We start from the raw sequence: 26,310 nt of genomic DNA, 5'->3' as shown, positions 1-26,310 counted from the left end.
TTTTGCTGAAGGAACCTCTGCCCATCCGTTTCAGGTACCTGCCCTACCAAACGAACTGTGCCAGCCCTTACGTTATTGTAATGATATTGTAATGTTCAGCAAACCCATCAACAAAATAAAGTTTGAACCTCAGCCTTTTATTTTTAATTAAAGGCTCTTACCTGCTGTAGATGCGGTTCAAACTCCTATTATCCAGCAATTGACTGTTCTGAAATTTGCGCCTCTTCAGAAAGAGTGAATAAAATCGCCCTTGCGAATCCACAAACGTATACTTACTCTATCTAAAAGCATTGCCATACGGCTACAACGTAGCAATCAACTTTTCGGGGCGATGCATGCAACCTATTCATAGACTTCGAACCTTCTTCTCCGTGCTCATGCGCACGGAAGCACATGGATTTACATGCAGTCAAAGCTTAAACTTCTCCTTATCTTACTGAGCGGTGTCATATGCATCGCACTTGGCTCGCTGTTACTTTCAGGTATACGTACGATTGCCGACCTTTCAGCATATATTGATCCGGCATATGTACCAGTTGTATTCTGGACACTCACCATCTCCGGTGCAGCTCTCCTTGGTTACTCAGCCCTCACCATGTTCGTTTTTCCCAAGCCGCTTCTTCTTCCGGATAATCCAACAGAAGAACAGCTGAAGGAATACCGCAACGCGTACATTGATCGTCTGCGGCGTAACCCTTACCTGAAAAGCCAGCAGGTGACGTGTTCAACAGAACAAGAAATTACAGACGCGATCGAAATTCTTGAAGCCGAGGCCAACAGACTTATTGAAGACACCTCCAAGCGGGTTTTCATAGGCACTGCCACTGCCCAGAACGGCAGACTGGATACCCTGATTGTCTTCGCGCTCATCACCCATCTCATCTATAAGGTCACCAAGCTGTACGCGCAGCGTCCACACATGAATGACCTGATTACACTGTATAAAAACGTTGCCGGAACTGCTTTTTTTGCTGGTGCGTTAGAAGACATTGTTGTCGAAGAATATACGCAGCAAATTGTAGCTCCGCTTGTAGCAACTTCCGCAGTCGGGAGCATACCCGGAGCACAGGCTGTTGCAGGAGTCATCACCTCCTCTATCCTTGATGGTTCCATGAACTCCCTGCTCACCATGCGCTGCGGCATTATTGCCCGCAACTACATGAGTCTTTACTCTGATGCTGACCTGCAATCACAAAAAGAGCTCAGAAAGTCTGCAACCCGTGAAGCTGCCGCCATGTTTATGAGAACATCAGGCGACACCATCGCAACTGTGGCGCAACTGCTTATTGCCGGAGCCTCCAAAACCGTTAAGCGCAGCATGGCAAAAGCATGGGATGCTGTCCGCAGTATTGCACCTTCTGGAAAAAAAGGCTCCACAGCCGAGCCTGAAAACAAGACAGAATCTGCAGAGCGTGTTGAATCAGCCGACACCCCAAACGACTCAATAAAGAAAGAACGCTTTAAAGCAGCACGGGAATGCGTTTCAGATACCACCGAAAAGATTGTTGCAGGAGCCTCTGCCACAGGCAAAACTATTTCACAGGCTTCAAAAGATGCAGCCACTGGTGTAGCAAGCGGCGTTTCTAGCGCAGCAGCAACCGCAGGAAAGGGCGTTGCGGCTGCCGCATCCGGTGCCACTAAAGGCGTCAATGCAACTGCAAAAGGTATGGCTGCGGCAGCAAATGCCACAGGAAAAGGAATCAGTGCAACCGCTGCAAGTGTTTCCAGTGGTATTTCCACTGCAGCATCAGCCGCGACGTCTGTTGCTGGCTCGGCCAGCAACGGCTTAAGTTCTGCTGTTTCAGGTGTCACTGACAGCATCAATACGAGTGCAGCGGCTGCGGCCAGCACTATTCAAACCGCGGGTAAAAAAACAGTTTCTGCTGTGAGCAATGCTGACGCGGCAATCAAACACAACGTAAAAAAGTCCGGCAAAAAAATATCTTCTGCTGCTGGAAAAACTAAAAAAGTGCTGGCACGTCCTTTCTCAAAGAAAAAGCGTAAACAAGAGAACAATAAGACAGCAGAATAGATAGAACTCTCTGGTTGTCTCCGACGGGCAGGCGGGCGTTGCCCCCTGCACCCCCACAAGGGGACACCGTCCCCTTGACCCCAAGTATACGCGAACAACCCCGTTGCTTACGAAGTTGGAAGCCGCGAACACGCTACCTTTCCACAGCAAAAGTAAACGAGCTAACAGCACCCTTTCCGGCCAGATTAAAGCAACCCCATAGGGTAATACGCAAAAAACTCAGAGGCTCACATATCCTATGTGAGCCTCTGAGTTTTTTGAAGCAACGCCACAAATACAAATTATCTGTAAACTGAAGGGTAGTGATGCATAAGCCACGAACTTACTCTAAAAACGGGCTGAAATCGCATATGAAAGTTTCTGGAGATTCTTAAGAACCTCTTGCAAGAGGTTCTTAAGCCGCCGGAGGCATCTAAAAAATAAAGAACTAAGCCCTAAGCTTCTTCTTTCAGCCTGCGTGTAACAAACTTATCCAGCTGATTTGTGAATTCCTGCTTGTCACGCGCACCGAGCGGTGCTGGTCCACCGGAGACCATACCGCCACTTCTGAGCTCTTCCATAAGGTGCCGCATACGCAGCAGACCTTTTATGTTGTCCTCTGTGTATAACTGACCGCGTGGATTTAAGCCGGTTGCGCCTTTTTCAACAATAACATCTGCCAGTGGCACATCTGCTGTTACAACGAGGTCGCCAGTCTGCACCTGCTCTGCTATTTTCTTATCGGCAGCACCAAACCCTGCCCCTACCTTTATGAAGTCTATATATTGGGATGCCGGCACTGCCATCCCGCTATTAGCGACAAGCGTTGTCTTTACTTTGCGCCGCTCTGCCACTTTAAAAAGCACTTCCTTAATCACTTTGGGACATGCATCCGCATCAACCCATATTTGCATAGGTACTCCGCAGCGCCACGTTGGACGCAATAACATCTAAGAATATTATCATGCTACATCGATAATCTGCCCAAGCACATCCGAAGCTAGACGTAATTACACTTCATCTGTTATCTAATATCGTCTTGGTATCACTTTGCTTATACAGGGTTATGCCGACTGTCTTTTCTTTTTTCCACAAATCAAACAATACAGGAACCCGCTATGATGCTTCCTCGTTTTTCCGCTGTATCCCGCCTGTGCGCAATCATCACGCTTTTTGCTGCCCTTACCCTTACAGGATGCGGATACACGTTTACCAACAACCAGCCAAGTCTCTTTGGTGATGGTTCCTCCACAATGCGTATACGAGAAGTGAAAAACTCCACGATTTACCCGTGGATTAATCAAGTATTACGCACAAGCATGTACGACGAAATTACAGACAGGGACATTGCTGTAATGACCGGCTCTGAAGACGCCGACTACAGCATGGTCATCGACATCCAGAAATTTACCATCGACAGCCGTGTACGTGGCAAGAAAAATGAGACACTGGATTACACGATCACCCTTACTTTCACAGTTTCTGTCTACAACAAAAATAACGAGCTTGTATGGGCGTCGGAGCGTACATCACTTGCCAGATCGTACCCGACATCCGATGCACGTCTTGCAGGTACACAGATTTCCAACCTGCTTGTAGAGAAAATTGTCGATAAGATGCGCAACACATTCTAACTTCGCAGCGCATACCATAGACCTGCGCGATACCATTGTATATAAAGAGGCTCGGAGTTATCACTTCGAGCCTTTTTTATTGAATACAGCACAACCCGCTGAATATCATTTTGCTTCACTGCAAAGCCTACTACTAGTGCTTGCTGCCCACTTGAACACAAGAAAACAGGATATACCATGTCTAGACCCGGATTTTACATTTGCGTCTGCCCGGATATACAGCTGACTAAAAATCACATCGACACTCTTATGCAGGATAATCCAGCTCCCGAAGGAAGGTGGGAAAAACATGTATACTGGAGCGATGAAGGGCTGCCTCCTGTTTTTTGGGAAAACCTGACACTGCAAGGACTGTTTGCTTCTCCTAAAGTACTTATTATCCGCAATGCGCAAAACCTGCCTATTGATGCATGGCGTAAACTGAGCACCAGCTTAGGGCAATTCAACCCGCTGGCATGGGTTATTATTTGTCTTGAGGCACCATATGACCGAGGCAAACCTAAGATCCCTGCTGCAGTGAAAAAACTTCCATGCTGGAAGCTTGCTGAAACCAAAGCGTGGATCTGGCAATCTGCCGGACTTAATGAACGCGCCATGCGCGGTTTTATAGAGCAGTGGGCTGCAAAAAATAAGGTGCAGATCGAGCAAAAGATTGTTCATGCCCTGTCGCAGGTTCTGCCGCAGGATGCTTCGGCAGCAAAAAACGAGCTGGACAAACTGGCGCTCGCAACAGGTGAATCTCGAACAATAACTGCCGAACATATTAAAGATATTTCCCATGATGCTGATATGGACATATTCGCATTCATTAACGCGCTACAGTCCGGCAAAGCACCAGACAAAGTGTGGAACAAGGTCATATCCAGTCAGGAAGCCGGAGACGCCATGATCTTTTCGTTTCTGGCGATGCTCCTGCGCGAAGCTCGAATTCTGTGGCAACTCTATGCTGGAGAAACGGTTCGGCTGCCTTCAAATGTCATGCAACAAAAAAAGCGTCTAGCTACCAGTCTCGGCCCTGTACGTCTCTCAAAAATTTGGGATCTTGCTCTGGAAGCTGAAACCGGCATCAAAACGGGTGAACGTAAGCCAGAACAGGCAATGGAAATTTTAGTAGCCGGCCTTCTTGCACTTTTTTCTCCGCAAAAGTAGTTATTTTGCATATTTTTATATCTTTTTGATATATTTTTTCCGAGTTGATGATCATTTTTTGTTAAAATATAATTAAATTTCACCTGTTACCGCTTGCCACGTCGCAATTCCTGTTTATTATGACAGAAAAAGCTCACTATCATGGACACAGAAAGCGTCTGCGCGAAAAATTACACAAAGACGAACAGTCCCTCGCGGACTACGAAATTCTTGAGCTCGTGCTCGGGACAGTAATTTTACGCTCAGATACAAAGCCACTGGCAAAAGAACTGTTAAATAAGTTCGGAACGCTACGTGGCGTACTTGACGCGCAGGATGAAGAGCTCCGAAAACTCAAAGGATTCGGCGATTCTCTGATAAGCCACTGGAAGCTTTTGCGAGAGCTGTTTTCCAGATACATGGAATCCGGCATTCGTGAGAAAAAGCAGCTTTCAAGCCCTGCCGAAGTCGCAGAAATGGCGCGTACCCGACTGGGGCGCAAAGAAAAAGAAGAATTCTGGGCTGCGTTTCTCGATAACCAGAACAGACTTCTTTCGTGGGAGCGAATTTCAACAGGAACAGTAAACACCACCATGATCTACCCAAGGGAGCTCATGGAGCAGGCTCTGCAACGCAAAGCAAGCTCGCTGGTTATTGTTCACAACCATCCGGGTGGAAACCTGACTCCTTCCTCACCGGATATAGAAATAACACGGCATATCGTTCAGGCTGGACGAATTTTAGGCATCCGACTGCTCGACCATCTGATTATTACCGCGGATACGTATTACAGCCTGAAAGATGAGGGACACATGTAAAACCTTCCAAAGGAGGCGTATCATGGCCAGACAGCGTTATATTGTAACGGGGAAAGTGCAAGGGGTAGGATTCCGGTATTGGACTCACCACACAGCTTTTTCGTTGGGATTACATGGCTGGGTTCGTAATCGTCCTGATGGAAGTGTCGAGATTGTTGCCGAAGGAGACCTTGGCAGTTTACGCCAGTTCGAAAAAGAACTCTGGCAAGGCCCTGTCAGCAGCCGCGTTGCTGACGTAATACCGTGTGATACAAATTTACAGGAAGAACTTACTGAATTTTCAATGCAGTAACTGCATGTCACTGCCAGGGCTATGGCAGACAATATATAACACCGTACCAGCTCGGCTGGAGGGCACCCATGACCGATGATATGATGAACAACACACCGATCATAACCGAAGAAGAAGTTCTTGCAGGCGCATTAGATCACGATTCCGATGCGACTTTGCCGGAATTTCCTGCAGATCTGCCAGTACTTCCGGTTCGAGATATCGTTGTCTTCAACTATATGATTCTTCCTCTCTTTGTTGGACGTGAAAAATCTATCCAAGCTGTAGATGCTGCGCTCAACGGCAGCCGCTACATGATGATCACAACACAGAAAGATGAAGCAACTGAAGATCCGACACCTGAGGATCTGCACACTACAGGTACCGTTGTGATGATCATGCGCATGCTTAAAATGCCTGACGGACGCCTGAAGGTGCTCGTGCAGGGTGTAAGCCGCGCTAAAATTGAACGTTTCACTAGCACTGAGCCGTACCTCACTGCTGAAGTAAACGGTCTTGAAGAAATTGAAATTGAAGAAGTTTCCGTTGAAACAGAAGCTATGATGCGTGCTGTTCGTGAGCAGAGTGAAGAAATTCTCTCTCTTCGCGGCGTTGCCACATCAGAAATCATGTCTGTTCTCAACACAGTGCATGATCCGGGACGCCTTGCAGATTTGATTGCAGCAAATCTACGAATGAAAGTGCCTGATGCCCAATCCATTCTTGAATGCAATGACCCGCTCGAACGCCTTGATCTTGTTAACAAACAGCTTCAAAAAGAATCTGAGGTTGCAAACGTACAGGCTCGCATTCAGTCCATGGCTCGCGAAGGTATGGACAAAGCTCAGCGTGACTACTACTTGCGCGAGCAGCTAAAAGCTATCCGCACTGAGCTTGGAGAAGGTGAAGGTGCTGAAGAAGAAGCCGAAGAGCTTGCAGAAGCACTTGATAAGGCAGGCTTACCTAAAGACGTACGTAAAGAAGCAACAAAGCAGTTGCGCCGCCTCACCGGCATGCACCCTGAATCCTCAGAAGCAAGTGTGGTACGTAACTACCTTGAGTGGCTCTCCGAGCTTCCATGGAAAAAACTTTCCCGTGACCGTCTGGATATCCTGAAAGCACAGGAAATTCTTGACGAAGATCACTACGGTCTTGAAAAAGTAAAAGATCGAATTCTTGAATATTTATCAGTACGTAAACTTAATCCAAAATCCAAAGGGCCTATCCTTTGTTTTGCGGGCCCTCCGGGTGTAGGTAAAACGTCTCTCGGACGTTCCATTGCCCGTTCACTCGGTCGTAAATTCCAGCGTATTTCTCTTGGCGGCATGCGTGACGAAGCAGAAATCCGTGGACACCGTCGCACATATGTAGGTGCGATGCCGGGTCGTATCATCCAGACAATGAAGCTCATGGGAACACGCAACCCTGTTATCATGCTGGACGAAATCGACAAGCTTGGCTCAGACTTCAGGGGTGATCCATCTTCAGCGTTACTTGAAGTGCTTGACCCTGAACAAAACAGTAACTTCTCAGACCATTACTTAAACGTACCGTTTGATCTGTCCAAAGTTATGTTTATCTGCACCGCAAACCAGCTTGATACCATCCCGGGGCCGTTGCGTGATCGCATGGAAGTGATCCAGATTCCAGGGTACACCATGCAGGAAAAAACTCGCATTGCCCGCCGCTACCTGTTGCCTAGACAGGCTGAGGAAAACGGTCTGAAGACTGATGAGGTCTCTATTGCGGACAGTGTCCTTTCCAAAATCATTCAGGAGTACACCCGCGAAGCAGGACTGCGTAACCTCGAGCGTGAAATTGGGTCTGTGTGCCGCAAACTTGCCCGTCAAAAAGCAGAGGGTACTGCTGGTCCATACAAGGTAACGGCTAAGACTCTACAAAAACTACTCGGCATTCCACGCTTTATTGATGAAGAAAAAGATGCTGACCAAATGCCGGGCGTAGCACAAGGACTTGCATGGACTCCATACGGCGGGGTTATGCTCAATGTAGAAGTCACCCTGATGAAAGGTAAGGGAAAACTCACTCTTACCGGCCAGCTTGGGGATGTCATGAAAGAGTCTGCACAGGCAGCATTGAGCTATGCACGTGCACATGCTGAAGAGTTAAAGATAGATCCTGACTTCCTTGATACCCACGATATCCATATTCATGTTCCTGCAGGTGCCACACCTAAAGACGGTCCGTCAGCTGGTGTAACGTTGTTGATTGCACTTCTCTCTGCACTCTCAGAAAAACCTGTAAACAACGAACTGTGCATGACAGGTGAAATTACCCTGCGTGGTCGAGTTCTGCCTGTCGGTGGTATCAAAGAGAAAATTCTTGCTGGAGTAGCCCGCGGTCTTAAACACGTGTGCATTCCAAAGCAGAATGAAAAAGATCTTGAAGATGTTCCGGCTGATCTCCTCAAGAAAATTGAAGTGCACACAGCCTCTCATATTGAGGATATTATTCCGCTGGCCTTTAAATAATCAGCCGCCATGAACCGCACAGTCTGGACTCATGTCCAGCCTCCGGCAGCCGAACCATCTAGATATAATATACAGCCCAAGGCGGTGAACACGTGTTCACCGCCTTGCTTTTGCAAAAGGATATAGCAAATGCAGACTGATGACACCACACTGTCCAACCTTCACCCCTTATTCACGCGTCTGTCCGGTCAAGTTGTCTGGCTGCTAATGGAAGAGCATGAAGCTTCAGATGAAGACCTCAATGCATTCATGGATGCCGTGATGGAATGGAGGACAGAACATTTGAAAACGATGAGAGCACTCGTTGAAGACCGTTGCTTGTACTTGGAAATAACCATTGATCACATTGAACATCTTGCAGACAAACAACAAGCATGCGCTACCTGCGAAAAGCTACGCGGAAAAATTATTGCAGCATCGCATCCAGATTTTATACGCATGCTACCTCCCTACTCACTTGGCTGCCGGTGCCGTGGGAAAATACTCACCGCAACTGAGCTACCTGAAAATCCAGAATTTCTGACTCCGGAAGATTGCCCAACACACTCTTTTATGTGCCCAACCGGATGGTTTCTGGATTACCCTTGGGCAAATAAAGCAAACCTTGCTTCCAAATCCAGCTAACCAAAAACGGAGCCAAGGCCTTCCGCGCAAAAACTTTGCTAAGCGCAACGTCATACGCTATCTTCCCGCACACACGAGGGAACAATGAATCAAACTCCACTAGAGATCCTTAGGACGACATACGGCTTCAGAGACTTTCGCGGTAAGCAGGAAGAGATCGTTAATCAGATGATTAACGGCGGTGATGCTCTTGTTATCATGCCGACAGGCAGCGGAAAGTCCCTATGCTATCAGCTTCCATCAATTGTCCGGGACGGAACCGGAATTATTGTATCGCCACTTATTGCTCTCATGCAGGATCAAGTTAATGAACTTGTGCAAATGGGCATTCGGGCAGCTTTTTTAAATTCCAGCCAAAGCCCGCAGGAACAGGCACAAGTAGAACTGCAATTGCGCAATGGTGAGCTGGACATGCTGTATGTCGCTCCAGAACGCCTTGTGACTCCCGTATTTCTCGCACTGCTTGATACTATCAGACCGGCATTGTTTACCATTGATGAAGCGCACTGTGTATCCCAGTGGGGACACGACTTCAGGCCTGAGTACACCAGGCTCTCCATTCTGCGTGAACGATTTCCGCAGGTTCCTGTCATCGCACTCACTGCAACAGCCGATGGCCCGACGCGCAACGACATTGCCGAGCAGCTTCATCTACAGCAGGCTCCTGTTTTTGCAACTGGATTTGATCGCCCGAACATTACGTACTCTATTCAAAACCGGGAAAGAGGATACGACCAGCTTTTCAGTTTTATACGCAGCAGTTACAAAGATGAATCCGGAATTATCTACTGCCAGTCACGTAAAAAAGTTGAAGAAATTGCTGAAAAGCTTATTACCGCCGGTTTTAATGCGTTGCCTTACCATGCAGGTATGAGTGCAATTCAACGGAATCACAATCAATCAAAGTTCATGATGGAAGAGAGCGTCATCATGGTTGCCACCGTTGCATTCGGCATGGGGATCAACAAGCCTAACGTTCGTTTTGTTGCACACTTAGGGCTACCCAAAAGCCTTGAAGCCTATCATCAGGAAACCGGACGTGCAGGGCGTGACGGTATCCCCGCGGATGCATTATTGCTCTACAATATGCAGGATATTGTACTTGCGCGACGCATGATCACACGCTCTTCAACTAATCGCGCCATCATTGAGCAACACAAATTCAATTCTTTGCTTGGCTTCGTAGAAACAACCGAATGCCGCCGCAACGTTATCCTTTCTTACTTTGGTGAAACTCGAAAAGAAAAATGCGGCAACTGTGATACTTGTCTGTTTCCTGTGGAAACTTGGGATGGCACGATTGCAGCCCAAAAAGCCTTGTCCTGTGTATTCAGAACCGGCCAACGATTTGGCGCTACACACCTGACTGATATTTTAGTCGGTAACTTGACCAAGCGAGTTTCAGAACATGAGCACAATCTCATAAAAACCTTTGCTTGCGGAAAAGAACTTGGAAAGGAAACTTGGAAGGGAGTATTCAGACAACTTGTTGCCTTGCAGCTCCTTGACTCCGATCCTGAAAACGGAAGTTTAAAGCTTAACGAAACAAGCTGGGAAATATTACGCAACGAGCGAACCGTTTCCCTGCGTAGGGAATCGCTTTCTGCAACTGCTGCCAAGCATGTGAATAAAAAAGAACTTGATGCTGCCATGGAAGATGCATTGAGGCGCCCTGATGCGACCCTGTTACTTGACTTGCTTAAGCTGGAACGTACAAAAATTTCACGCGAGCAGAATATCCCGCCATATTCTGTTCTGCCAGACAAAACACTTCTGGAATTGACCGCTTATCGTCCAATAGAAAAAGATGATCTCTGCAACATTCACGGCATCGGACAAACAAAACTTGCCATGTACGGAGATATGCTTCTCAACGTCCTGCTCGCGTTTGAGGCTGAACACGGAAGGCCGGAGACTCTCCCCCCGCTTCCACAACGTGCAGCTGCAAAGCAAAAGAAAAAAGACGCCGATAAAACCATTACAGGAACTGTCCAAAAATCTATCGACCTCTTTAATGAACTGGGTGATATCAATTTAGTAGCAGCTGAACGAAATCTCGTTCCCGGTACTATCTACGGACATATAGCCCGTGCTGTGGAATTAGGAAAAGTTGAGCTGGCGGCTGTCACAGCACAACTTACAGCGCAGGAAGTAGAATCGGTTCGTGCAGAAGTTGCAGCTGCGATTGGTACAGGCACAGGAATTAAGGGAGCGCATACAGCTCTGCATGGTAAGTATGATTACGGGCTGCTTCGCTGCATTGCTGTTGAGCTTAAAAACAGCGGCTCTGAAGAATGGTAACGTAGCCTCTTTGCTATTATCACAAAAAAAGCCAAACCCATGTCTATATATGGGTTTGGCTTTGTACTTTTCTTGGGGTGCACAGACTTTTCAATCTATCAGGCAGTCGGTTTTGTACTCAAAGTGAAGATTAACCACCGCCTACGGCAGGGAAGAGCCCAAGGCGATCTCCTTCCTTAAGCACACTCTCCAGTGCTTCGTGCTTTCCATTAATAAACATAATTTTAACGTCTTCAACATTAATGCCGAGCAAAGTTATCACTTGCTGGATGGTGGCACCATTTTCAACTGCAAGCATATTTCCTTCCGGCGTAAATTCAGAAAGAGTTGCAAAGCATTTTACTTCTATCTGCATAGTATATCCTTTTGTTTACATCCCGCATGAAAACAATAAGAAAGAAGCTGTTCAGGCACAACTCGTAAGTCTACCTGCTGCAAAAAATTAAATCCCCTCAACCACCGCTGTTCCGTTGTGCATCTCGTCTGTAGGAGCCAGTACACCTCTGAGAACTATATTTCCGCTACGTTCCAGAGGGGTAAGATGCAAGGTCACGATTTTCCGTCCCTCCAGCGTATTTAAGACCGTCTGCGTTCTCATTGAACTTTGCGGCTTAGCAAGGGACTCTGTCTGATATTCTTGAGCCGGAACACCAAAGGCATAACAACTGATCAACAATGATGCTATGCGCTCCTGTTCCTCAGGTACTAAGTATTCTATGAAAGATCGTTTTTCAGGAGCAGCAAAGCTTCCCAGTAATTTTCCAGCAAACTTATTGGCAAAAAGAATACGTCCATTTTTCCCTATATCCAATACACCTGCAGGAAGTGAATCAGAAAAGGCTACAATATCCTCGCCACCACACTTAAAACACTTGTACAACTCAAATGCTTCTACTGCAGATGCGCAGTTTTTACAGACAATGGATAATAAAGCCATTTCTACTGCCGTAAGGTTGCTGGCACCTTCAGAAAACACCCCTACAAACATGCCACGAACACGTGATGATGTTTCCAGAACATGCAGCAATACTCTTCGTTGTACCTCTACAGCATGAACAACAACCGGCCTTCCTTCTTTCAAAGCAAAAGAAAACATTCCGCTATCAATAAAGGACGTTGTGGCTGACTCTATCTTTTCACTCCACTCTTGCCGGTCTGAATACGCCAGATAAAAATCTGATGTCCCCTCATCGACAAGATATACAGCAGAAGCGGTAAAAGGTGTAATCGTAGCTACGCGAGTGACTACCTCCTGTAAAAGTAAGGTAGGTTCATGTAGCGAGCTTATGCTCGTTTGAAAATCTCCAAGTGATGCAGCCAGCTCAAGCGCATCCAGAGTAAAACGGGCCTGATCTTCCAATCGTGCAACCTGCCCTTCCAGAGACTCTACGCCAGCAGGTGCAATGTTACTCTCCATATGCCAACCGTATAATTTCTTTAGACTTCAAATAAATAACTTCCACAAGCTCGGAAAATGAATCTTCTGAAAAATTCAACATAGCCCACACATCACTGTCTACAACATGAAGAGGAATATCATACGCAGGATTAAACGAAAGAGACTGCGCAACAAATGCTGCCACATTCATCACCGCATGTTCTCTAGTCCCTACTTTATTAAAAGGAATATGATGCTCCCGTACATTTTTTTCAATAGAAGCTGGAAAACCAAGCCATTTGACTATACGTCCTCCCAGAGCGGCATGGTTTATCCCTATATAACGCTCTTCAGCTGTACATATATCTAATTCACCACAAACAACTTTCCTTCGTACTTCTTTATACGCAACAGGAAAGTTACGAACATAAAACAAGCATCCTATGTTACGCAAGAAACCTCTGGAAAAAAAGCATTCTCCGCCACATCCACCAACAGCGGCTGCAATGTATCGTGCAGCGACACCCTTTGTAATAGCACATTTTATATAGTGCAACGTTATATTAGAACAATCTTTTTTTCTGAGATAGTCTATATATACAAGCATTATTGCTAAATACAATACAGTTCTGCTACCTAGAAAAGCTGTACAGCTATATACAGATTTTATTTCACAATTTGAAATATAAACCAAGCGCTCACATATTCTTAATAATTTTTCCTTCAGATCCTGTTTTTTTTCTATTGCTGCAATTATGGCTTCTGGCGTTATGTATACGTTATTCAACATTTTGATAAAAATGAAGAATTCTTCAGGAAAATCTTTATAACTATTTTGAATATCAGCCATACTTATGCGTCTAATCGCATCTATAGAAGGATTAGCTTGTGCTTCGGAACGCGTCTCTTCCCCAAAAGACAAAAACGCTCCTGCACTATTCTTTTTCTCACAGCAAGCTGAGACAAAACCTTCTTCGATACGAAAAGAGTCTGGAATTATACCGGCTCGACGTTGTTGCTCTAATACCCCCATGGCATCAAACGAACAGGTAATACTGCGATTGCGGTCTGCGGATACTGTTTTGCAGGGAGAGCACGTTGACGCACTATGTAACGCTGCTCCCTGTACCCCCCAAATTTTCAACACGCGCAATGTTTGTCCGGTAACAATATGTCCGGCTGAAAACAGCCGCCTGCCATTGGCGAGCTGTACATCACACGAAAGAGTCTGCCCAATTTCAAGGCTGGAAATCGTCATCGGTTTGTCTTTTCCCCTGATAAAAACATGCAAATAACAGATTATCTTTTTAGTTTGACAAAAAGTACCTACAGTTACTTGCAAACGCAATTCCTATTGTGAAAATCGTGTTCTTTTCCACCGGGTCTTTTTATGCTACTACCCACTAAGATTTAAAACCGATTACTTTTTCTGTGGGCACTACATGAACTATCTTGATATCATATTCATTATTATTACTGGATTTTTCTGTATCCGGGGCTTTTTCCGGGGTCTCGTTTTAGAGACAGCTTCCATTGCTGGTGTCATCGGCGGCTTTATTCTAGCCAACAATTATTACAGACAGCTGGCTACTCATCTTGATGCTTTCATCTCTCCTAAATGGACAGGTGTTGCTGCATACGGGTTAATTTTTATTGGCGTTCTCATTCTTGTAGCCATTATCTCCGGCTTACTCAGAAAGATTATTGGTGCTGCTGGTGCTGCTTGGCTCGACTACAGCTTTGGCGGAGTTCTCGGCGGGGCAAAAGGCATTCTGCTTTGCTGCATTATCCTTGCATTCATTTTACACTTCTTCCCAGCATCACAAGCTGTTCAATCGTCCATGCTTGTTCCCCATTTAAGCACCGTCACAGATATGCTGCGGCAGTTTATTCCTGCAACGTTATAAACAATTTTTTGAATAACTGCCCTTGCCTAGCCAAGGGCTTTTTTATGTGTACCATCTTAACCAAATAAACGAAGAGCGAAACAATGACTAAAAGTACTACCGAAGCCCTGCTTGCCCTGCGTAACGTAATTGACGAGCTCATCGGTGAAAACGGGTGTCCTTGGGACAAAGAGCAGACTCCACAAACTCTCTGCGACTATCTACTGGAAGAAACATACGAACTTGTTGATGCAATCCGTAGCAACAAAAACGTAGATGTTCGTGAAGAGATGGGCGATGTTATGTCTCTCATCATCTTTATCAGCAGCCTGTATGAAAAAGAGGGTTTCACTCTGGCTGATTCAATGCAGGAAAACGCTGCAAAAATGATCCGTCGTCACCCGCATGTATTTGGTGAACTGGATATCCAGAATGTTGAAGAAATTTGGGCAAACTGGGAAAAAATTAAGCGAACCGAAAAAAAAGGAAGCAACGCAAGTAAACCCAAGGGTACTTTTGACAGTTTACCTGCGGGACTGCCGTCCTTACTCAAAGCATACCGCCTCAACTCCAAAGCTGCACGAGTTGGTTTTACATGGACAACCGATGCAGAAGTTGAAAAACAATACGAAGCAGAATGGAAAGAATTCAACGACGCAGTCGCATCTGGTAATCATGACGCAATTGAATCTGAATTTGGCGATGTTCTCTTTACATTGGTGGAACTTGGCAGACGCAAAGGGATTAAAGCAAACACTGCGCTTGATAAGACAAACCTTAAGTTTCTTGATCGCTTTGAAAAAATGGAAGCACTCGCACACGAACGCGGTTTAGTCTTTTCCGACCTTTCCTTTGAAGAAATGGACTCACTCTGGGATGACGTAAAAAAACAGAGTGCCTAAAGAGATTGGGCATACTTACCTTTTCTCGCAACAATAGAGAACTGCTGTTCATGCAATCCACTATAAAACAAGTTCATTCCATCATCTGTGACTGGCTACAGTCAGGACAGGAATTCACAGCAGACGTCAAGGAATACGCTGAGACAATCCTTGGCGTCTGTTCATTTTCCGAGCTTGAAGCAATCTTCTCAGATATGGACAATCCAGATGTTGAACCTTTTTTTGAGTTCATTCTTTTCCCCGACACAGTGCTGCGCCATACACTGGAGCCCCTTCTCACCACCCCATTCACTACATCGGAGACTGAGCGCCTTACCTCGCTGCTGATAGAAGAAGCACCATCAGTACTGATATACAGAGATAACGACTCCCTGCAACTACCCGTTCCAGAATGGATGTGGAGCGATTTTGTCAGCCGCCTATACTTCTGTAACTCTGTAGTTCCACTTCTTAGGCAATCTGCTCCGGAGATATTCAAAAGCTTACCAGTATCAGTACCAAGCTGCATTCGCGCGTCCAATCTGCCTGAATCTGCGGCAACACATACTGCGCTCACACTATTTCTTACTTCCATTCCAAGACATGACCCGTTGTTTTCCAATCTGCTTAGTATCTGGATTACAACGCTAACCTCATTGCCTTGCATGCTGGAATATGAAGAAGCCACCGTGTTTCAACACGTAGAAACATTCAGGCGACGCTTGTACAAAGCTATCTTCGATGCTGCTGAATTTTCACGCAAGCTCCAGCGATTTAACATGGAAACCCTTATGCTTTCGGGTGACGTTCCGCCTGCAATCAATGTGGATGAAGCTCGAATGCAAATCCGTCTTATTGACCGCCTTTCTATTGCACTTTTCACAAAAAATGTCGGGGCAATTGAAGAACTGGAAGACAGAACCTGGGGAGATTATACGGACTACCGTAACGATCTTCCTCTACTCCCCCATAACGAAGAATTTCGCCCCCATCCATAACACTGCATATAGACGTATAATGCGCATTTTTTATTGGCAGTTGAAATCCATTCTGGCTACAATACCATCATCTTGTTTGTAAACATACACGCAGGCATCCTGCCTTTGCGTATGAACCCATAGTTGGAAAACTTCGCTTATGACTGAAGATCAATCACAAAATACACATAACGGATGCAATAACGACCATACAGGCCCGACACTTAAATTTCCAAGAAACAACCTGTTCCGTTATTTCACCATCCTTCTTCTCCTTTTTTCTTTATATCTCGTATATCTTATTGCGGCACCGTTTCTTAACACGATCATCTTGTCGATTGTAGTCGCAGCGTGCTGCTACCCTATATACAAACGTATTCTTGCTAAAGTAAACGGGCGTGAGATATGGGCATCAACCATTGCAATGCTCTTACTGGTTCTGTGCATTGCAGCACCAATGACTTTTTTCATTGCAAGCCTTATCCCGCAGGCAGCAGACAGTATCCACGCAGTAACAACTTGGCTTCAGCAGTCCCAGTCAGATTCATTTCTTTCGAACATCCAAAATGACCCTGCTCTTCAGTGGTTTCATGCCCAACTCCCTTTTATCGATGTTAACGAAGCTGCCATAAAGTCATATCTTGCAGCTATTTCTAAAGCAGTTGGTCAGCAGATTGTTGAAGTGGGTACGACTGCCCTTGGTGACACATTGAACTTTGTTGCCAAATTCCTTCTGATGTTACTCATTGTTTTTTTCCTGCTTAAAGACGGCAGCAAAATGGTTGCAGGGCTTAAATACCTTTGGCCAATGCGTGAGTCTCAGGAAGATGCATTATTACATTCCCTGCGCTCCACATCACGATCCGTTCTGGTTGGAGGGTTACTGGTCGCCATTCTGCAGGGACTCGTCGGAGGAATCGGCCTTGCCTTCGTGGGGATAACTCCTTTGTTCTGGGGAACAGTCATGAGCTTCTGCTCTCTTATCCCTATTGTGGGCACCGGCCTTGTCTGGATCCCGGCCAGTGTATACCTGCTGGTAACAGCAGGCTGGCAGCAGGCTCTCTTTATGGTTCTCTGGGGTGCAATACCGGTTGCAGCAATCGACAGCTTCCTGCGTCCGTATTTCATGCGTGAAAGCGCAGGCGTTTCTGTCTTCTTTATTTTTCTGTCCATCCTTGGGGGACTGAAGACATTTGGCATGCTTGGAATTCTTTACGGCCCACTTATTTTAAGTTTTGTAATGGTTATGCTTAAAATCTATGGTGAAGAGTACCACCACATTCTATCTGAAAACTCCCGACACTAACTTTCCGGCTACGCAAAAGGTATCCTTATGACTCAGCTCACAATTACTATCGACAATACAGATACTGCCCGCACTACATGGAGATACCTTACACAGTCAGCATCTGAAATCTCTGCTGATATCGGTAGCAGCATGATGGACTTCCTGACAAAACGTCTGGGATTTCCTGAAGAGTATATTGATTCACAAATCAAGACGATATTCATAAATGGAAAGCCGGTAGACGACCTTTATTCTGCCACTATTCCAGAAAATGCCCGTATTGCGCTCGGTGCTGTAGCACCGGGCGTTGCCGGCATGACTATGTGTCGCAACAGCCCTATTTCTGCACTGCGCGGTGCAATCACCTACGAAAATGCTGATCAGCCCCAAAACATCAAAGAGGGGACAGTCACCTTGCTGCTCTTTAATGCTGTGATGGAAGACAAGGGACTTGAACTCCTGAGCAAGGGCTTAACAGTCCAGGCAACAAAGATTGAACACGCCCTTTCTGATGCCCCAGAATCCGTGCTAACTGCAGTACTGGACAAAACCTCACTGTCCACTCAGAAACTTATTGAATGGATACAAAAAAACCCGCAGTTGAAAGTACAACTACGGGTCAAAGCAAGTTCAGAATAAACGAAGCTGCTACTGTGGATCAGATTCAAATCCCGGAATAGTAAAGCTGCCGCTTCCCTGATCCTGTCCGTTTCCTTTAGGACAGTCCGGCTGCAGGTAACAGATGTCACATGCACCTTTGAACGGGTAAAATGTAAGTACAGCAAAACGACGGGACAATGCGGAAGCATTATCGTTGTATGGGCAACCGATTTCTTCCAGTACGTCAACAAGACCATCTGTCGGTCTTGGAGCCGGAGCACAGCCTGCAGTTTCAACATCAGGGAGGATAGAATAGATACTGCTCATGATAAATGCCTGTGCAAGGTTAGTAATCATGAATGCATCAGATGGAGATTCGTCCCATGCATTGTCAGTATCTTTTTCTGCTTCTTCATCCAGCCATATTGCAAGGTACTGGATTTTTCCTACCTTTAACTTTTTCACAGTAAGATGACCAAGCCACTTTTCCCATAAGCCAGCCATCTTATCCATCAAGTCACCGTCAACACGAGTCTCCTGACTCAGTTGCAGCAATAATTCCATATCGAAATATGGTTTAGCTTCGATATTTTCACTCGTATATTCAGCCATAATCCTCTCCCGGGATGGTTGATTTCATGAGCAGAGACTGTGCGGTATAACGGCAAATCAGTCAAGCCCTGCAGTAAGGGGAAGCCTTTGCTAACCAAACAACTCCTGTGTATATTGCACTTCAGCTTAACATGCTGGTACATCAGTAAAACTAACAGGCAAGTACCATAACAACATGTATGTTCAGGAGACACACCATGCCCCGCAATTTTAAGCTTCCATCAAAAATTCGCTTTGAATACGACATTCGTGAAGGTGTCAAACAACAATATACCCACGGCGTTTGGGGCGGGATTAATTCACAGGCTGAAATTGAAATGAACTTCTACACAGAATCTGACAAACTTCCTGCCTTCTCAGAGCGCACAATTAACCCTGATGGCACCCTAGGGCCGGAACTTATTGCTCAGACTGAAGAAAAGACTCTTGTACGGGACGTACATTCAAGAATTGTCATGAACTACCATGCTGCTCAGGCTCTTCGCCAATGGCTTGATGAAAAGCTGGCTACCATCGAAACTGAAGAGACTGATCTTACTGATGCATTTTTTGCTGATACGGAAGGCGGGCTTGAACAGTAAAGTACACCCTAATGCTGATGCATCCTCACGCATCAACTGCGACTGCTTTTTACGCTTACATTTTTTCATATGCAACGTAACTGAAGACCGGCACTGAGTGGCGGTCTTACTTATACCATACCTTCCGGCGTATTTCGCTTACCCCTTCAGGTAGTTTTTCTCTGGCTGCAGTGTCCACTAAAATAGACGCTGTGGTACCCACGCGCAGCCGGACATGGGCAGGGATATGGGTAAAAAGTATCTTTACAGGGATGCGCTGTGCTAGCCGTATCCATTCAAATGTTGCACTTACTTCAGGCAATAAATTGTAGTTTAGCTCTGTATTCATCTGTGCAATGCCCCACCCGAGGCTTTGCACTACCCCCTGCAACGGGCTTTCAGGGTACCCCATTAGAGTGATTTCAGCCTTATCCCCCTCACGTATGTTCGCCACATCCGTTTCTTTAAAATATCCGTAGACCCAGTATGACGATACATCCACCAGCGAAATCAGAGGAGTGTCCGCTACAGACATTGTCCCCTTGTACAGGCTGTAGTTTGTTATATAGCCTGACACAGGTGCATATACATCAGTATACTTCAAGTTAAGTTCAGCAGTCTCCAACCGAGCCTTTGATGCTTTTACCTGAGCATCTGCAGCCTGCCATGCATACTCATACTGAACCAGTGCCTGACGGGCTATTGCATCCACATCTTCCTCAACCAGCTTTTTTGACCGAACCAGCACATCAAGTGCTTCTGCTGCATTAGCCTCATCCACCAAAAGCTGGCCTTGAGCCTGATTTACGGCAGCAATGAATGTACTCTTATCTATGGTGAACAGCAGCTCACCTTTTTTTACAAACTGATTATCTTTAAAATACACATGCTCAACAGGACCGGTTACGCGTGAGGCAACCGTAATTATATCCGCCTGAACCTGCCCGTCCCGCGTCCACGGCTTAATCAAGTAGTTCTCATAGCGCAGCAGCAGAGCAATGGCTGCTGTTGCCACGAACACACCTGTGAAGAACCACTGAATAAGACGCTTCATACTTCAGACTCCCGTCAAGCCGGAATCACAAACTTACTTAACAAGCAAGTGTACAAGACTACCAAAGAAATAAATACCAGAGGTGGATACCCAAGAAGCCGCGACATCCTGAGGTGATTCAGGACAAAAGCAGTGCCTAAAGCCAGCAATAAACCCAACGCAAAATTTGCAAGTATGGGAGGAAAATAAATTCCTATAAACGATAATTCATGCGGCATAGCACCCCCTAAAAACGAACCTTTGCCCACTTTTCCCAGTCTACCTGCTGCGATGCAGAAAAATACTCAATAACGGCGTTGGAAAGTCCCCTGTTGCGTTCAAGCAAGAGATACAGAACCTCATTCTCTTTTTGGCTTACTCCTTTGCCGCTCTTTTCAGCTTGCTCATTAAATTGCTCTATTCTCTGCTCCATAGAACTAAGACGTTTTCGAACTTTTTTCTGAAGATCCTTAACATCAATATCTGGAGTACAAATATCTTTTTGCAACTCATTGAAAATTAATATCTTAGATTTTCTCCATTCATTCAGCAAAGCCTGTAATTCGTCCGGTAACGTAACATCCCGCCCTTTCATATGCGTACGGTAAAGAGAAAACAAAGCTTCCCCCAGCAATTCAAAAGAAAAGATAACCTTCCCGACTTCTCCACGAGTAACACCTATTAAATCTTTATCCAGCCTTCCGGCCAAACTCAGCATTGTCTGTGGAAGACGAATAAAGTTCTGCAAGCAAATTTTCAGTCGCATTTGTTCGAACCACGACAACTCACGTGATACACCTTTGGGCATTAGCTCAAGCAAAGAGGTTGCACTCGCAAAAAAACGTCGTCTTTCACGGAGAAAATGTAATTCTGCTATGGGGTACGAAATGAAGTACAACCCCAAACTGGCAATTACCCCCGCAAGCGCCATGCTCATTGCGCTATTGACGACACTTTGGAAGTCGTACACCTGCACATTTGAAAATTTAGGAAAAGCAAGCCATGCAAGTAATAGCGCCAACTTTAACAACACCTGATCTGGTTTCACAAAAACAAAATACACTATAAACGTTATGCAAAACATGACGGTTCCTAACCCATAGTATGTAGTTAAATTCTGTAACGTACATACATAAACAACCGTCATGACCAAGGATGCAAGTGCGTACGACTTTGCATCCTGCAGTGGAGAATGTGTTTTCACAAATACAGAAATAAGCGCAAAGGCACCGCCAAGCATTAAGAACTGACCACTATTTAATCCGGGCGGATAACAAAAATACCATATGATAACGACTGTCGAAAACACCACCATGCTTTGCAGCGCTGCAATCAAATAATCTACATTCAACGGCAGCTCCCATGTAACTTTGGGCAAAAAAGATACAGGTTGCGGCAAGGAGTAGTCATGAAAATAACAATGATAGTGCATTATTGCATGAACAAGACTAGCCATTTCATTAAACGCACTTTGAACAACCACAACTTGTGCCTGCAGGTAGTACGGTAATTTTGTAAATTCTATTTCGTTACGCTCCAATTGAACCGGAAACGGCAATGCACTCAGATGCTCTGCATGCGAGCCTTGCTTCATTGCTATCAGCCTTGCTTCCATCTGTTTTATTTTTGCCGATAACTCCGGCAGAGTTTTCTTCATATATTCTTTTCGTAGCTCCGGAACTACCCATCCCCAACGGAGTTGGGCATGAACCAAAGCGCGCGAATGCTGAATAAAAGAATGCCAATGTGTTCTGTTTTCCCAAACCTCAAATGAGTCCGTTACGGCAAAGCCTACCAGCTCTTCAATCTTATCCAGAAGACGTAGCGCCTTTCTCTGTACAGCAAAAACTTTTTCATTATCATTTGTTGCAATTCTCCGCATTTGTTCTTTAAACAAGTCAGAGTGCAGCGTTGTCATGACTCCCACTTTTTCCTGTAAGATAGGCCACGCACTACGGCGCCATAACAACAAGGTCACAGTCGTATATACCGTCATTCCCAGACATGTTTCTTCCAACCGCGCCAATGCATATGCAAAAACTTCATCGCTATGAGGGATGGATGTTGTAATTACCACAAGTGCAACAAACGAACTGGCAAAAAAGAAATATCCATTCACTTTGCAGGCCTGCAAAAAATACATGCAGATGCCGCTGTATAAAATAAGCGTCGGAAACAAAAAAATAGGAGCCTGAGGAAATATGGAAAAAATGGTAAGAGCTGCCAATCCCCCTACGATTGTCCCGGGAATTCCTACCAGAGCTCGCCTGAATGCCTGACCGGATGTAGAAAAGCTCATCATAAGTACTGCAAATGCAGCCCAGTAGGGTTGTTTAAAATCCAGATAAAAAGCAAATCCTACTGAGATACTCATGGAGATTGCCGGCTTTACTGCATCAATCACACGAAACTGAAAATCTTGTGATACGCCGTGCTTGCTCCAATTCTGCACCCGCTGTTTCCAGATAGTACCTACCGTCATACGTGCCCCAAATGTTCAGTGCATCAACTTTTGCTATAGCTCCAACCACCCCTTGTAGCGCCATATTATTCATAAAAGCATGCTTCAGAAGCTTAGTCTCAGTAAAACATACATCGTGCCGATCCCACGTTATTTGTCGGGTTTCATTCATAATTTGTCACGTATCGTACCGCTACAAAAGGCATAAAAAAACTCTCCTCGCATCCACAAGGAGAGTTTTACAATCTTCATATACGTAGAGTATGGCTCAAGCACGCCGTAATATTCGTCCTTTAATAAAGGAAAGAACAGGCTCAATCGCTTTAGGAGCAAGCAATAATGAGGTGCCAACATAGAGTAAGCAAAAAAGGATTCCGCTTACAGCCAAGGAAGCAAAAGCTCCTGTCAAAGGACGCTCAGCCAGCATCAAAGTTATCTGCTGAACTGCATAGATAGAAGCAACCATCGCAGGTATGCAAAGCACTGCTGAAAGCAGGAACATACGTGCCACACCAGAAAATGCGTCACTACCAAATTTACGTGTCCATACAGCGGAAAGAGCCAGAGTGTACACTACAACAGACAGGGTACCAGCCAAGGCCACACCCATTACACCAATAGTCCGACCAAGATACCAATATGCCGGAATCGCCAATATAGAAACGATACTTCCAACTACAGCCGGAGTAATAGTATCCTTATGCGCATAAAAAGCACGCCCGATCATCTGCTGGACACCCCAGAAAGCAACTGAAGCCAGCATGATCTGTAAGAGAGGGGTTGCGGCAAGAGTTTCATGAGCACCGAAACTCCCTTGTTGAAAAATCAGCCTGAGCGTAGGTTCTGCTGCACTTATCATCCAAAAAGAAAGCGGTACAATGAACAGCATTGTGTTCCGTAACGCCCTGCTCAATGTGGAATTGAACTCCATCATATCACCTTTGGCAACAAGAGCTGCCAAAAATGGATATGAAGCAACCCCAGCAGCCTGCGCCACAACCCCCACGGGAACAAGCATAATCCGGCGAGAATAGTTCAGTAAGCTTACTGCACCATCCCCAGTGAGAGACCCGAAAATACGAACAAACTGTTCATCTAGAACTACAATGGATTGCCCGATCATCAACGGCAAAGCCAGCAGTACAAACTTTTTCAGTCCTGGATGATGCAGTGAAAAACGCCACTGCAAGCCGCCGCTCCGCACTGCTAGAAAAGGAAGCATAAAGCTACCGGAAGCAGCACCAAAGAGTACCCCCCAGCAAAAACCTTCCATCCCTCTATCAATCATAAGCAAGCCGCCGAGTATAATGCTAGCATTATACACAAGCGGAACGAGTGCCGGCACCATAAATTGCTTTCGCATATACAGCACGCCGGACAGACATGAACCAAGAAGAAAGAAAATTTGTGCCGGAAGAATGATACGTAAAAAATAGGTCAACCGAGCCAGTGAGGCTGCATCGAATCCCGGTGCGGCTATTTTTGCTAAATACGGTGCACCAATCCATGCCACACAGGTTCCAGCAGTAACAACTACCCCAACCCAGAAAAGTACTGTGGATAAAAAAGTCCACCCTTCCTCTTCATTCTTTCCAAAATATTCAGCGAGTAACGGAATAAGAGTTATCGAAAAATATCCTCCAGCAAGGAGGTAATTCAAAAAATCCGGAATAACAAACGAGGCAAAGTAAATATCAGACTCTATGGATGCCCCGTAATAAAAAGAAATAACTTTATCACGGATCAACCCCATAAATCGCGACAAGAATATGCTCACGGCCATAATAACCGCAGCAACTCCCATATGCTGTCTGCCGGTAAAAAACGCCATATATGCGGTAGCTCCTTACAATAATTCCCTCAATAGCATCACAGGTTATGCGTGCTACCTGACCATACATCAATCTGTATTACCTACCCCATCAAGGGTTGAATGACCACTCATGGATTCTGGCTTTATTTTGTCGAATTTCACATTTATGAAAAGACATTAAAAACTTATCTATTTGTTTTTCTTTATATAACGCCACTCAACGACAGTAACTTGTTGTAAAAAATACAATATCTTTTTTTGCACATTTACTGCTTGACTTTATAAAAAACTGGCGCATACTAGATCCATACGCTCATGCAGAGGACACGAGGGATCTGGCCCGAAGACTGTCCGGCAACCTGTACTGATTACAGAACAAGGTGCTAAGCCAGCCGCTTTTGCGGAAACCATGAGGCTGTGTAGATACTTCAGCCTCTCTTATGAGAGGCTTTTTTTATGCTTATACGGGCGGATTTATAGCATTGCGCGTCCGATAAAAATACAGCTAATAGCTTTCCGGATGTTCCGGTCACAAGGAGATTATTCATGTTAGCCTTTTTAACACAATTTGCAGCAGCCCCGAAAGCAAGTATCGTGTTCCTTTACCACGACTCCACCGATCAACCAGCACCATCGCAGTATTCTGATCTACTGGAACTCTTAGGCGACATTCGAATGCTTCACCTTTCAACGACACAAAAAGATGAACTACGCGCCGCATTGCGCAAAGATCTGGCCACAGGTGATGAGAAAGAAATCTGGCGTCATCGTGCGCTTAGAAAAAATCTCATCCACTCACTCGGACGGATTGTATAACGCATATCCAGCCTGCTTTTTGGTCACTATCCTTCTGCTACGTCATTACTAAAAAATCCGATGCCGACATGCTATTCATGTCGGCATCGGATTTTATTTTTAAATTGCAGATCATCACATAACAAATCTACAATATATTTTATAAGCCCTGAAGCGGCACTAAAATCCCAAAGAAAGAAGTGCGTCATCCAGTTCTGCGAATGAATGAATCGTACGCACACGTTCTTTTTCCCTGCGCTCATCGGAGTGTAGATTAAGCCAGATTCCATATAAGCCAGCCTCAGTGGCACCCCAGATATCATCCATATAGCTGTCACCTATCATAACAACCTTGCCAGCTGGAAGCTGAAGGTCATTCAGCGCATAGCGCCAAAATTCAATCCAAGGCTTTGGGCGCCCTGCTCTTCCAAAACTATAGACAGCAGAAAAACAGTTTTGAATGCCCAGTGGCTCAAATGCGGCCAACATTTCTTCATCACTAGACTCCGAAGCATTTGTTGCCAGTGCCACCCGCCAGCTTTCGCTTGCCTTCTGCACCGCTTCAACAGCTCCATCCACAGCAGGCACTGTTGACCAGCCACGCCCCTCTCCAAGATATACAGGCATGGTCTCCATCAAGGTTCCGCCCCAATCAAACAATAATGCTCTATCAAACATGGATGTTCCTTTACTTCTCAATGCGCGAAAAAGCCGAACACGTAAGCGTATTCGGCACAATATCCTAGA

General features: G+C 45.5%; 25 protein-coding genes and 1 riboswitch. Of the genes, 15 read left to right on the top strand and 10 right to left on the bottom strand.

The features are described 5' to 3' along the window. Nucleotides 1-403: 403 nt before the first annotated feature. Nucleotides 404-2,032 carry a DUF697 domain-containing protein gene (locus SP90_RS09360; RefSeq protein ID WP_066854940.1) on the top strand — a complete coding sequence of 543 codons (1,629 nt, stop codon included), beginning with the start codon at nucleotides 404-406 and terminating at the stop codon, nucleotides 2,030-2,032. A 434-nt stretch (nucleotides 2,033-2,466) separates the two neighbouring features. Here SP90_RS09360 and SP90_RS09355 read toward each other — a convergent pair whose 3' ends face one another. Further along, complete coding sequence (locus SP90_RS09355) at nucleotides 2,467-2,925, bottom strand: YaiI/YqxD family protein (protein WP_066854937.1); 459 nt, start codon at nucleotides 2,923-2,925, stop codon at nucleotides 2,467-2,469. 204 nt (nucleotides 2,926-3,129) lie between these two features. Here SP90_RS09355 and lptE point away from each other — a divergent pair, with 204 nt between their 5' ends. From lptE to recQ, 7 genes are all read left to right on the top strand, one after another. Next, nucleotides 3,130-3,645, top strand: a complete 516-nt coding sequence (lptE, locus tag SP90_RS09350; protein WP_066854934.1) for an LPS assembly lipoprotein LptE — start codon at nucleotides 3,130-3,132, stop codon at nucleotides 3,643-3,645. A gap of 177 nt (nucleotides 3,646-3,822) precedes the next feature. Continuing rightward, the gene (holA, locus tag SP90_RS09345; RefSeq protein WP_066854931.1) at nucleotides 3,823-4,794 is read left to right on the top strand and encodes a DNA polymerase III subunit delta; all 972 of its coding nucleotides are present in this window, start codon (nucleotides 3,823-3,825) and stop codon (nucleotides 4,792-4,794) included. Nucleotides 4,795-4,913: 119 nt separating this feature from the next. After that, nucleotides 4,914-5,591, top strand: coding sequence for a RadC family protein (gene radC / locus SP90_RS09340; protein ID WP_066854928.1), 678 nt, complete (start codon nucleotides 4,914-4,916; stop codon nucleotides 5,589-5,591). Nucleotides 5,592-5,613: 22 nt separating this feature from the next. Then, on the top strand, nucleotides 5,614-5,883 hold the full coding sequence (locus tag SP90_RS09335; RefSeq protein ID WP_066854925.1) for an acylphosphatase: 270 nt from the start codon (nucleotides 5,614-5,616) through the stop codon (nucleotides 5,881-5,883). A 68-nt stretch (nucleotides 5,884-5,951) separates the two neighbouring features. Further along, the gene (gene lon / locus SP90_RS09330; RefSeq protein WP_066854921.1) at nucleotides 5,952-8,354 is read left to right on the top strand and encodes an endopeptidase La; all 2,403 of its coding nucleotides are present in this window, start codon (nucleotides 5,952-5,954) and stop codon (nucleotides 8,352-8,354) included. A gap of 129 nt (nucleotides 8,355-8,483) precedes the next feature. After that, entirely contained in the window at nucleotides 8,484-8,978 is a 495-nt protein-coding gene (locus tag SP90_RS09325) for a structural protein (protein ID WP_066854918.1), read from the top strand. Nucleotides 8,979-9,062: 84 nt separating this feature from the next. Next, a complete protein-coding gene (gene recQ / locus SP90_RS09320; RefSeq protein WP_066854915.1) occupies nucleotides 9,063-11,279 on the top strand; it encodes a DNA helicase RecQ in 2,217 nt (738 codons plus the stop codon). 130 nt (nucleotides 11,280-11,409) lie between these two features. Here the strand turns inward: recQ and SP90_RS09315 are convergent, their stop codons facing one another. From SP90_RS09315 to SP90_RS09305, 3 genes are all read right to left on the bottom strand, one after another. Continuing rightward, nucleotides 11,410-11,634 (bottom strand): MoaD/ThiS family protein, encoded by a 225-nt coding sequence (locus tag SP90_RS09315; protein ID WP_066854912.1) that lies wholly within the window; start codon nucleotides 11,632-11,634, stop codon nucleotides 11,410-11,412. Between the two features lie 87 nt (nucleotides 11,635-11,721). Next, on the bottom strand, nucleotides 11,722-12,696 hold the full coding sequence (locus tag SP90_RS09310; protein WP_066854909.1) for a GAF domain-containing protein: 975 nt from the start codon (nucleotides 12,694-12,696) through the stop codon (nucleotides 11,722-11,724). Next, complete coding sequence (locus SP90_RS09305; RefSeq protein ID WP_157471238.1) at nucleotides 12,686-13,999, bottom strand: HDOD domain-containing protein; 1,314 nt, start codon at nucleotides 13,997-13,999, stop codon at nucleotides 12,686-12,688. The genes SP90_RS09310 and SP90_RS09305 overlap by 11 nt, the downstream gene beginning before the upstream one ends. Before the next feature lie 100 nt (nucleotides 14,000-14,099). Between SP90_RS09305 and SP90_RS09300 the strand changes: the two genes are divergently transcribed. From SP90_RS09300 to SP90_RS09280, 5 genes are all read left to right on the top strand, one after another. Then, a complete protein-coding gene (locus SP90_RS09300) occupies nucleotides 14,100-14,564 on the top strand; it encodes a CvpA family protein (protein WP_066854902.1) in 465 nt (154 codons plus the stop codon). Nucleotides 14,565-14,647: 83 nt separating this feature from the next. After that, nucleotides 14,648-15,445: a nucleoside triphosphate pyrophosphohydrolase gene (gene mazG, locus SP90_RS09295; protein WP_066854900.1), complete on the top strand. Its 798-nt coding sequence runs from the start codon at nucleotides 14,648-14,650 to the stop codon at nucleotides 15,443-15,445. A 50-nt stretch (nucleotides 15,446-15,495) separates the two neighbouring features. Next, the gene (locus SP90_RS09290) at nucleotides 15,496-16,422 is read left to right on the top strand and encodes a hypothetical protein (RefSeq protein WP_066854898.1); all 927 of its coding nucleotides are present in this window, start codon (nucleotides 15,496-15,498) and stop codon (nucleotides 16,420-16,422) included. 139 nt (nucleotides 16,423-16,561) lie between these two features. Further along, entirely contained in the window at nucleotides 16,562-17,707 is a 1,146-nt protein-coding gene (locus SP90_RS09285; RefSeq protein WP_066854896.1) for an AI-2E family transporter, read from the top strand. A 27-nt stretch (nucleotides 17,708-17,734) separates the two neighbouring features. Next, nucleotides 17,735-18,328 (top strand): hypothetical protein, encoded by a 594-nt coding sequence (locus SP90_RS09280; protein ID WP_066854891.1) that lies wholly within the window; start codon nucleotides 17,735-17,737, stop codon nucleotides 18,326-18,328. A 9-nt stretch (nucleotides 18,329-18,337) separates the two neighbouring features. On the opposite strand, the gene SP90_RS09275 is transcribed toward SP90_RS09280, so the two are convergent. Further along, nucleotides 18,338-18,901 carry a hypothetical protein gene (locus SP90_RS09275; protein ID WP_066854889.1) on the bottom strand — a complete coding sequence of 188 codons (564 nt, stop codon included), beginning with the start codon at nucleotides 18,899-18,901 and terminating at the stop codon, nucleotides 18,338-18,340. A gap of 197 nt (nucleotides 18,902-19,098) precedes the next feature. Here SP90_RS09275 and SP90_RS09270 point away from each other — a divergent pair, with 197 nt between their 5' ends. Then, the gene (locus tag SP90_RS09270) at nucleotides 19,099-19,482 is read left to right on the top strand and encodes a hypothetical protein (protein WP_066854887.1); all 384 of its coding nucleotides are present in this window, start codon (nucleotides 19,099-19,101) and stop codon (nucleotides 19,480-19,482) included. A 106-nt stretch (nucleotides 19,483-19,588) separates the two neighbouring features. Here SP90_RS09270 and SP90_RS09265 read toward each other — a convergent pair whose 3' ends face one another. The 4 genes from SP90_RS09265 to murJ all read right to left on the bottom strand — a co-directional run bounded on the left by SP90_RS09265 (nucleotide 19,589) and on the right by murJ (nucleotide 24,786). Further along, nucleotides 19,589-20,515, bottom strand: a complete 927-nt coding sequence (locus tag SP90_RS09265) for an HlyD family secretion protein (RefSeq protein WP_066854886.1) — start codon at nucleotides 20,513-20,515, stop codon at nucleotides 19,589-19,591. Between the two features lie 14 nt (nucleotides 20,516-20,529). Further along, nucleotides 20,530-20,733 carry a DUF1656 domain-containing protein gene (locus SP90_RS16505; RefSeq protein WP_082936374.1) on the bottom strand — a complete coding sequence of 68 codons (204 nt, stop codon included), beginning with the start codon at nucleotides 20,731-20,733 and terminating at the stop codon, nucleotides 20,530-20,532. Between the two features lie 8 nt (nucleotides 20,734-20,741). Further along, complete coding sequence (locus SP90_RS09260) at nucleotides 20,742-22,976, bottom strand: FUSC family protein (RefSeq protein WP_066854884.1); 2,235 nt, start codon at nucleotides 22,974-22,976, stop codon at nucleotides 20,742-20,744. A 247-nt stretch (nucleotides 22,977-23,223) separates the two neighbouring features. Beyond that, entirely contained in the window at nucleotides 23,224-24,786 is a 1,563-nt protein-coding gene (gene murJ / locus SP90_RS09255) for a murein biosynthesis integral membrane protein MurJ (protein ID WP_066854882.1), read from the bottom strand. Nucleotides 24,787-25,078: 292 nt separating this feature from the next. Then, a riboswitch (SAM riboswitch) is annotated at nucleotides 25,079-25,184 on the top strand. A 130-nt stretch (nucleotides 25,185-25,314) separates the two neighbouring features. Between murJ and SP90_RS09250 the strand changes: the two genes are divergently transcribed. After that, nucleotides 25,315-25,584, top strand: coding sequence for a hypothetical protein (locus SP90_RS09250; protein ID WP_066854881.1), 270 nt, complete (start codon nucleotides 25,315-25,317; stop codon nucleotides 25,582-25,584). A gap of 159 nt (nucleotides 25,585-25,743) precedes the next feature. Here SP90_RS09250 and SP90_RS09245 read toward each other — a convergent pair whose 3' ends face one another. Beyond that, nucleotides 25,744-26,241 (bottom strand): HAD family hydrolase, encoded by a 498-nt coding sequence (locus SP90_RS09245; RefSeq protein ID WP_066854878.1) that lies wholly within the window; start codon nucleotides 26,239-26,241, stop codon nucleotides 25,744-25,746. Nucleotides 26,242-26,310 lie beyond the last annotated feature (69 nt).

This window comes from Halodesulfovibrio spirochaetisodalis (assembly GCF_001672295.1).
GTDB lineage: Bacteria > Desulfobacterota > Desulfovibrionia > Desulfovibrionales > Desulfovibrionaceae > Halodesulfovibrio > Halodesulfovibrio spirochaetisodalis.
Note: the sequence above shows the minus strand (reverse complement) of the source record. Positions and strands in the feature narration are given on the sequence as shown.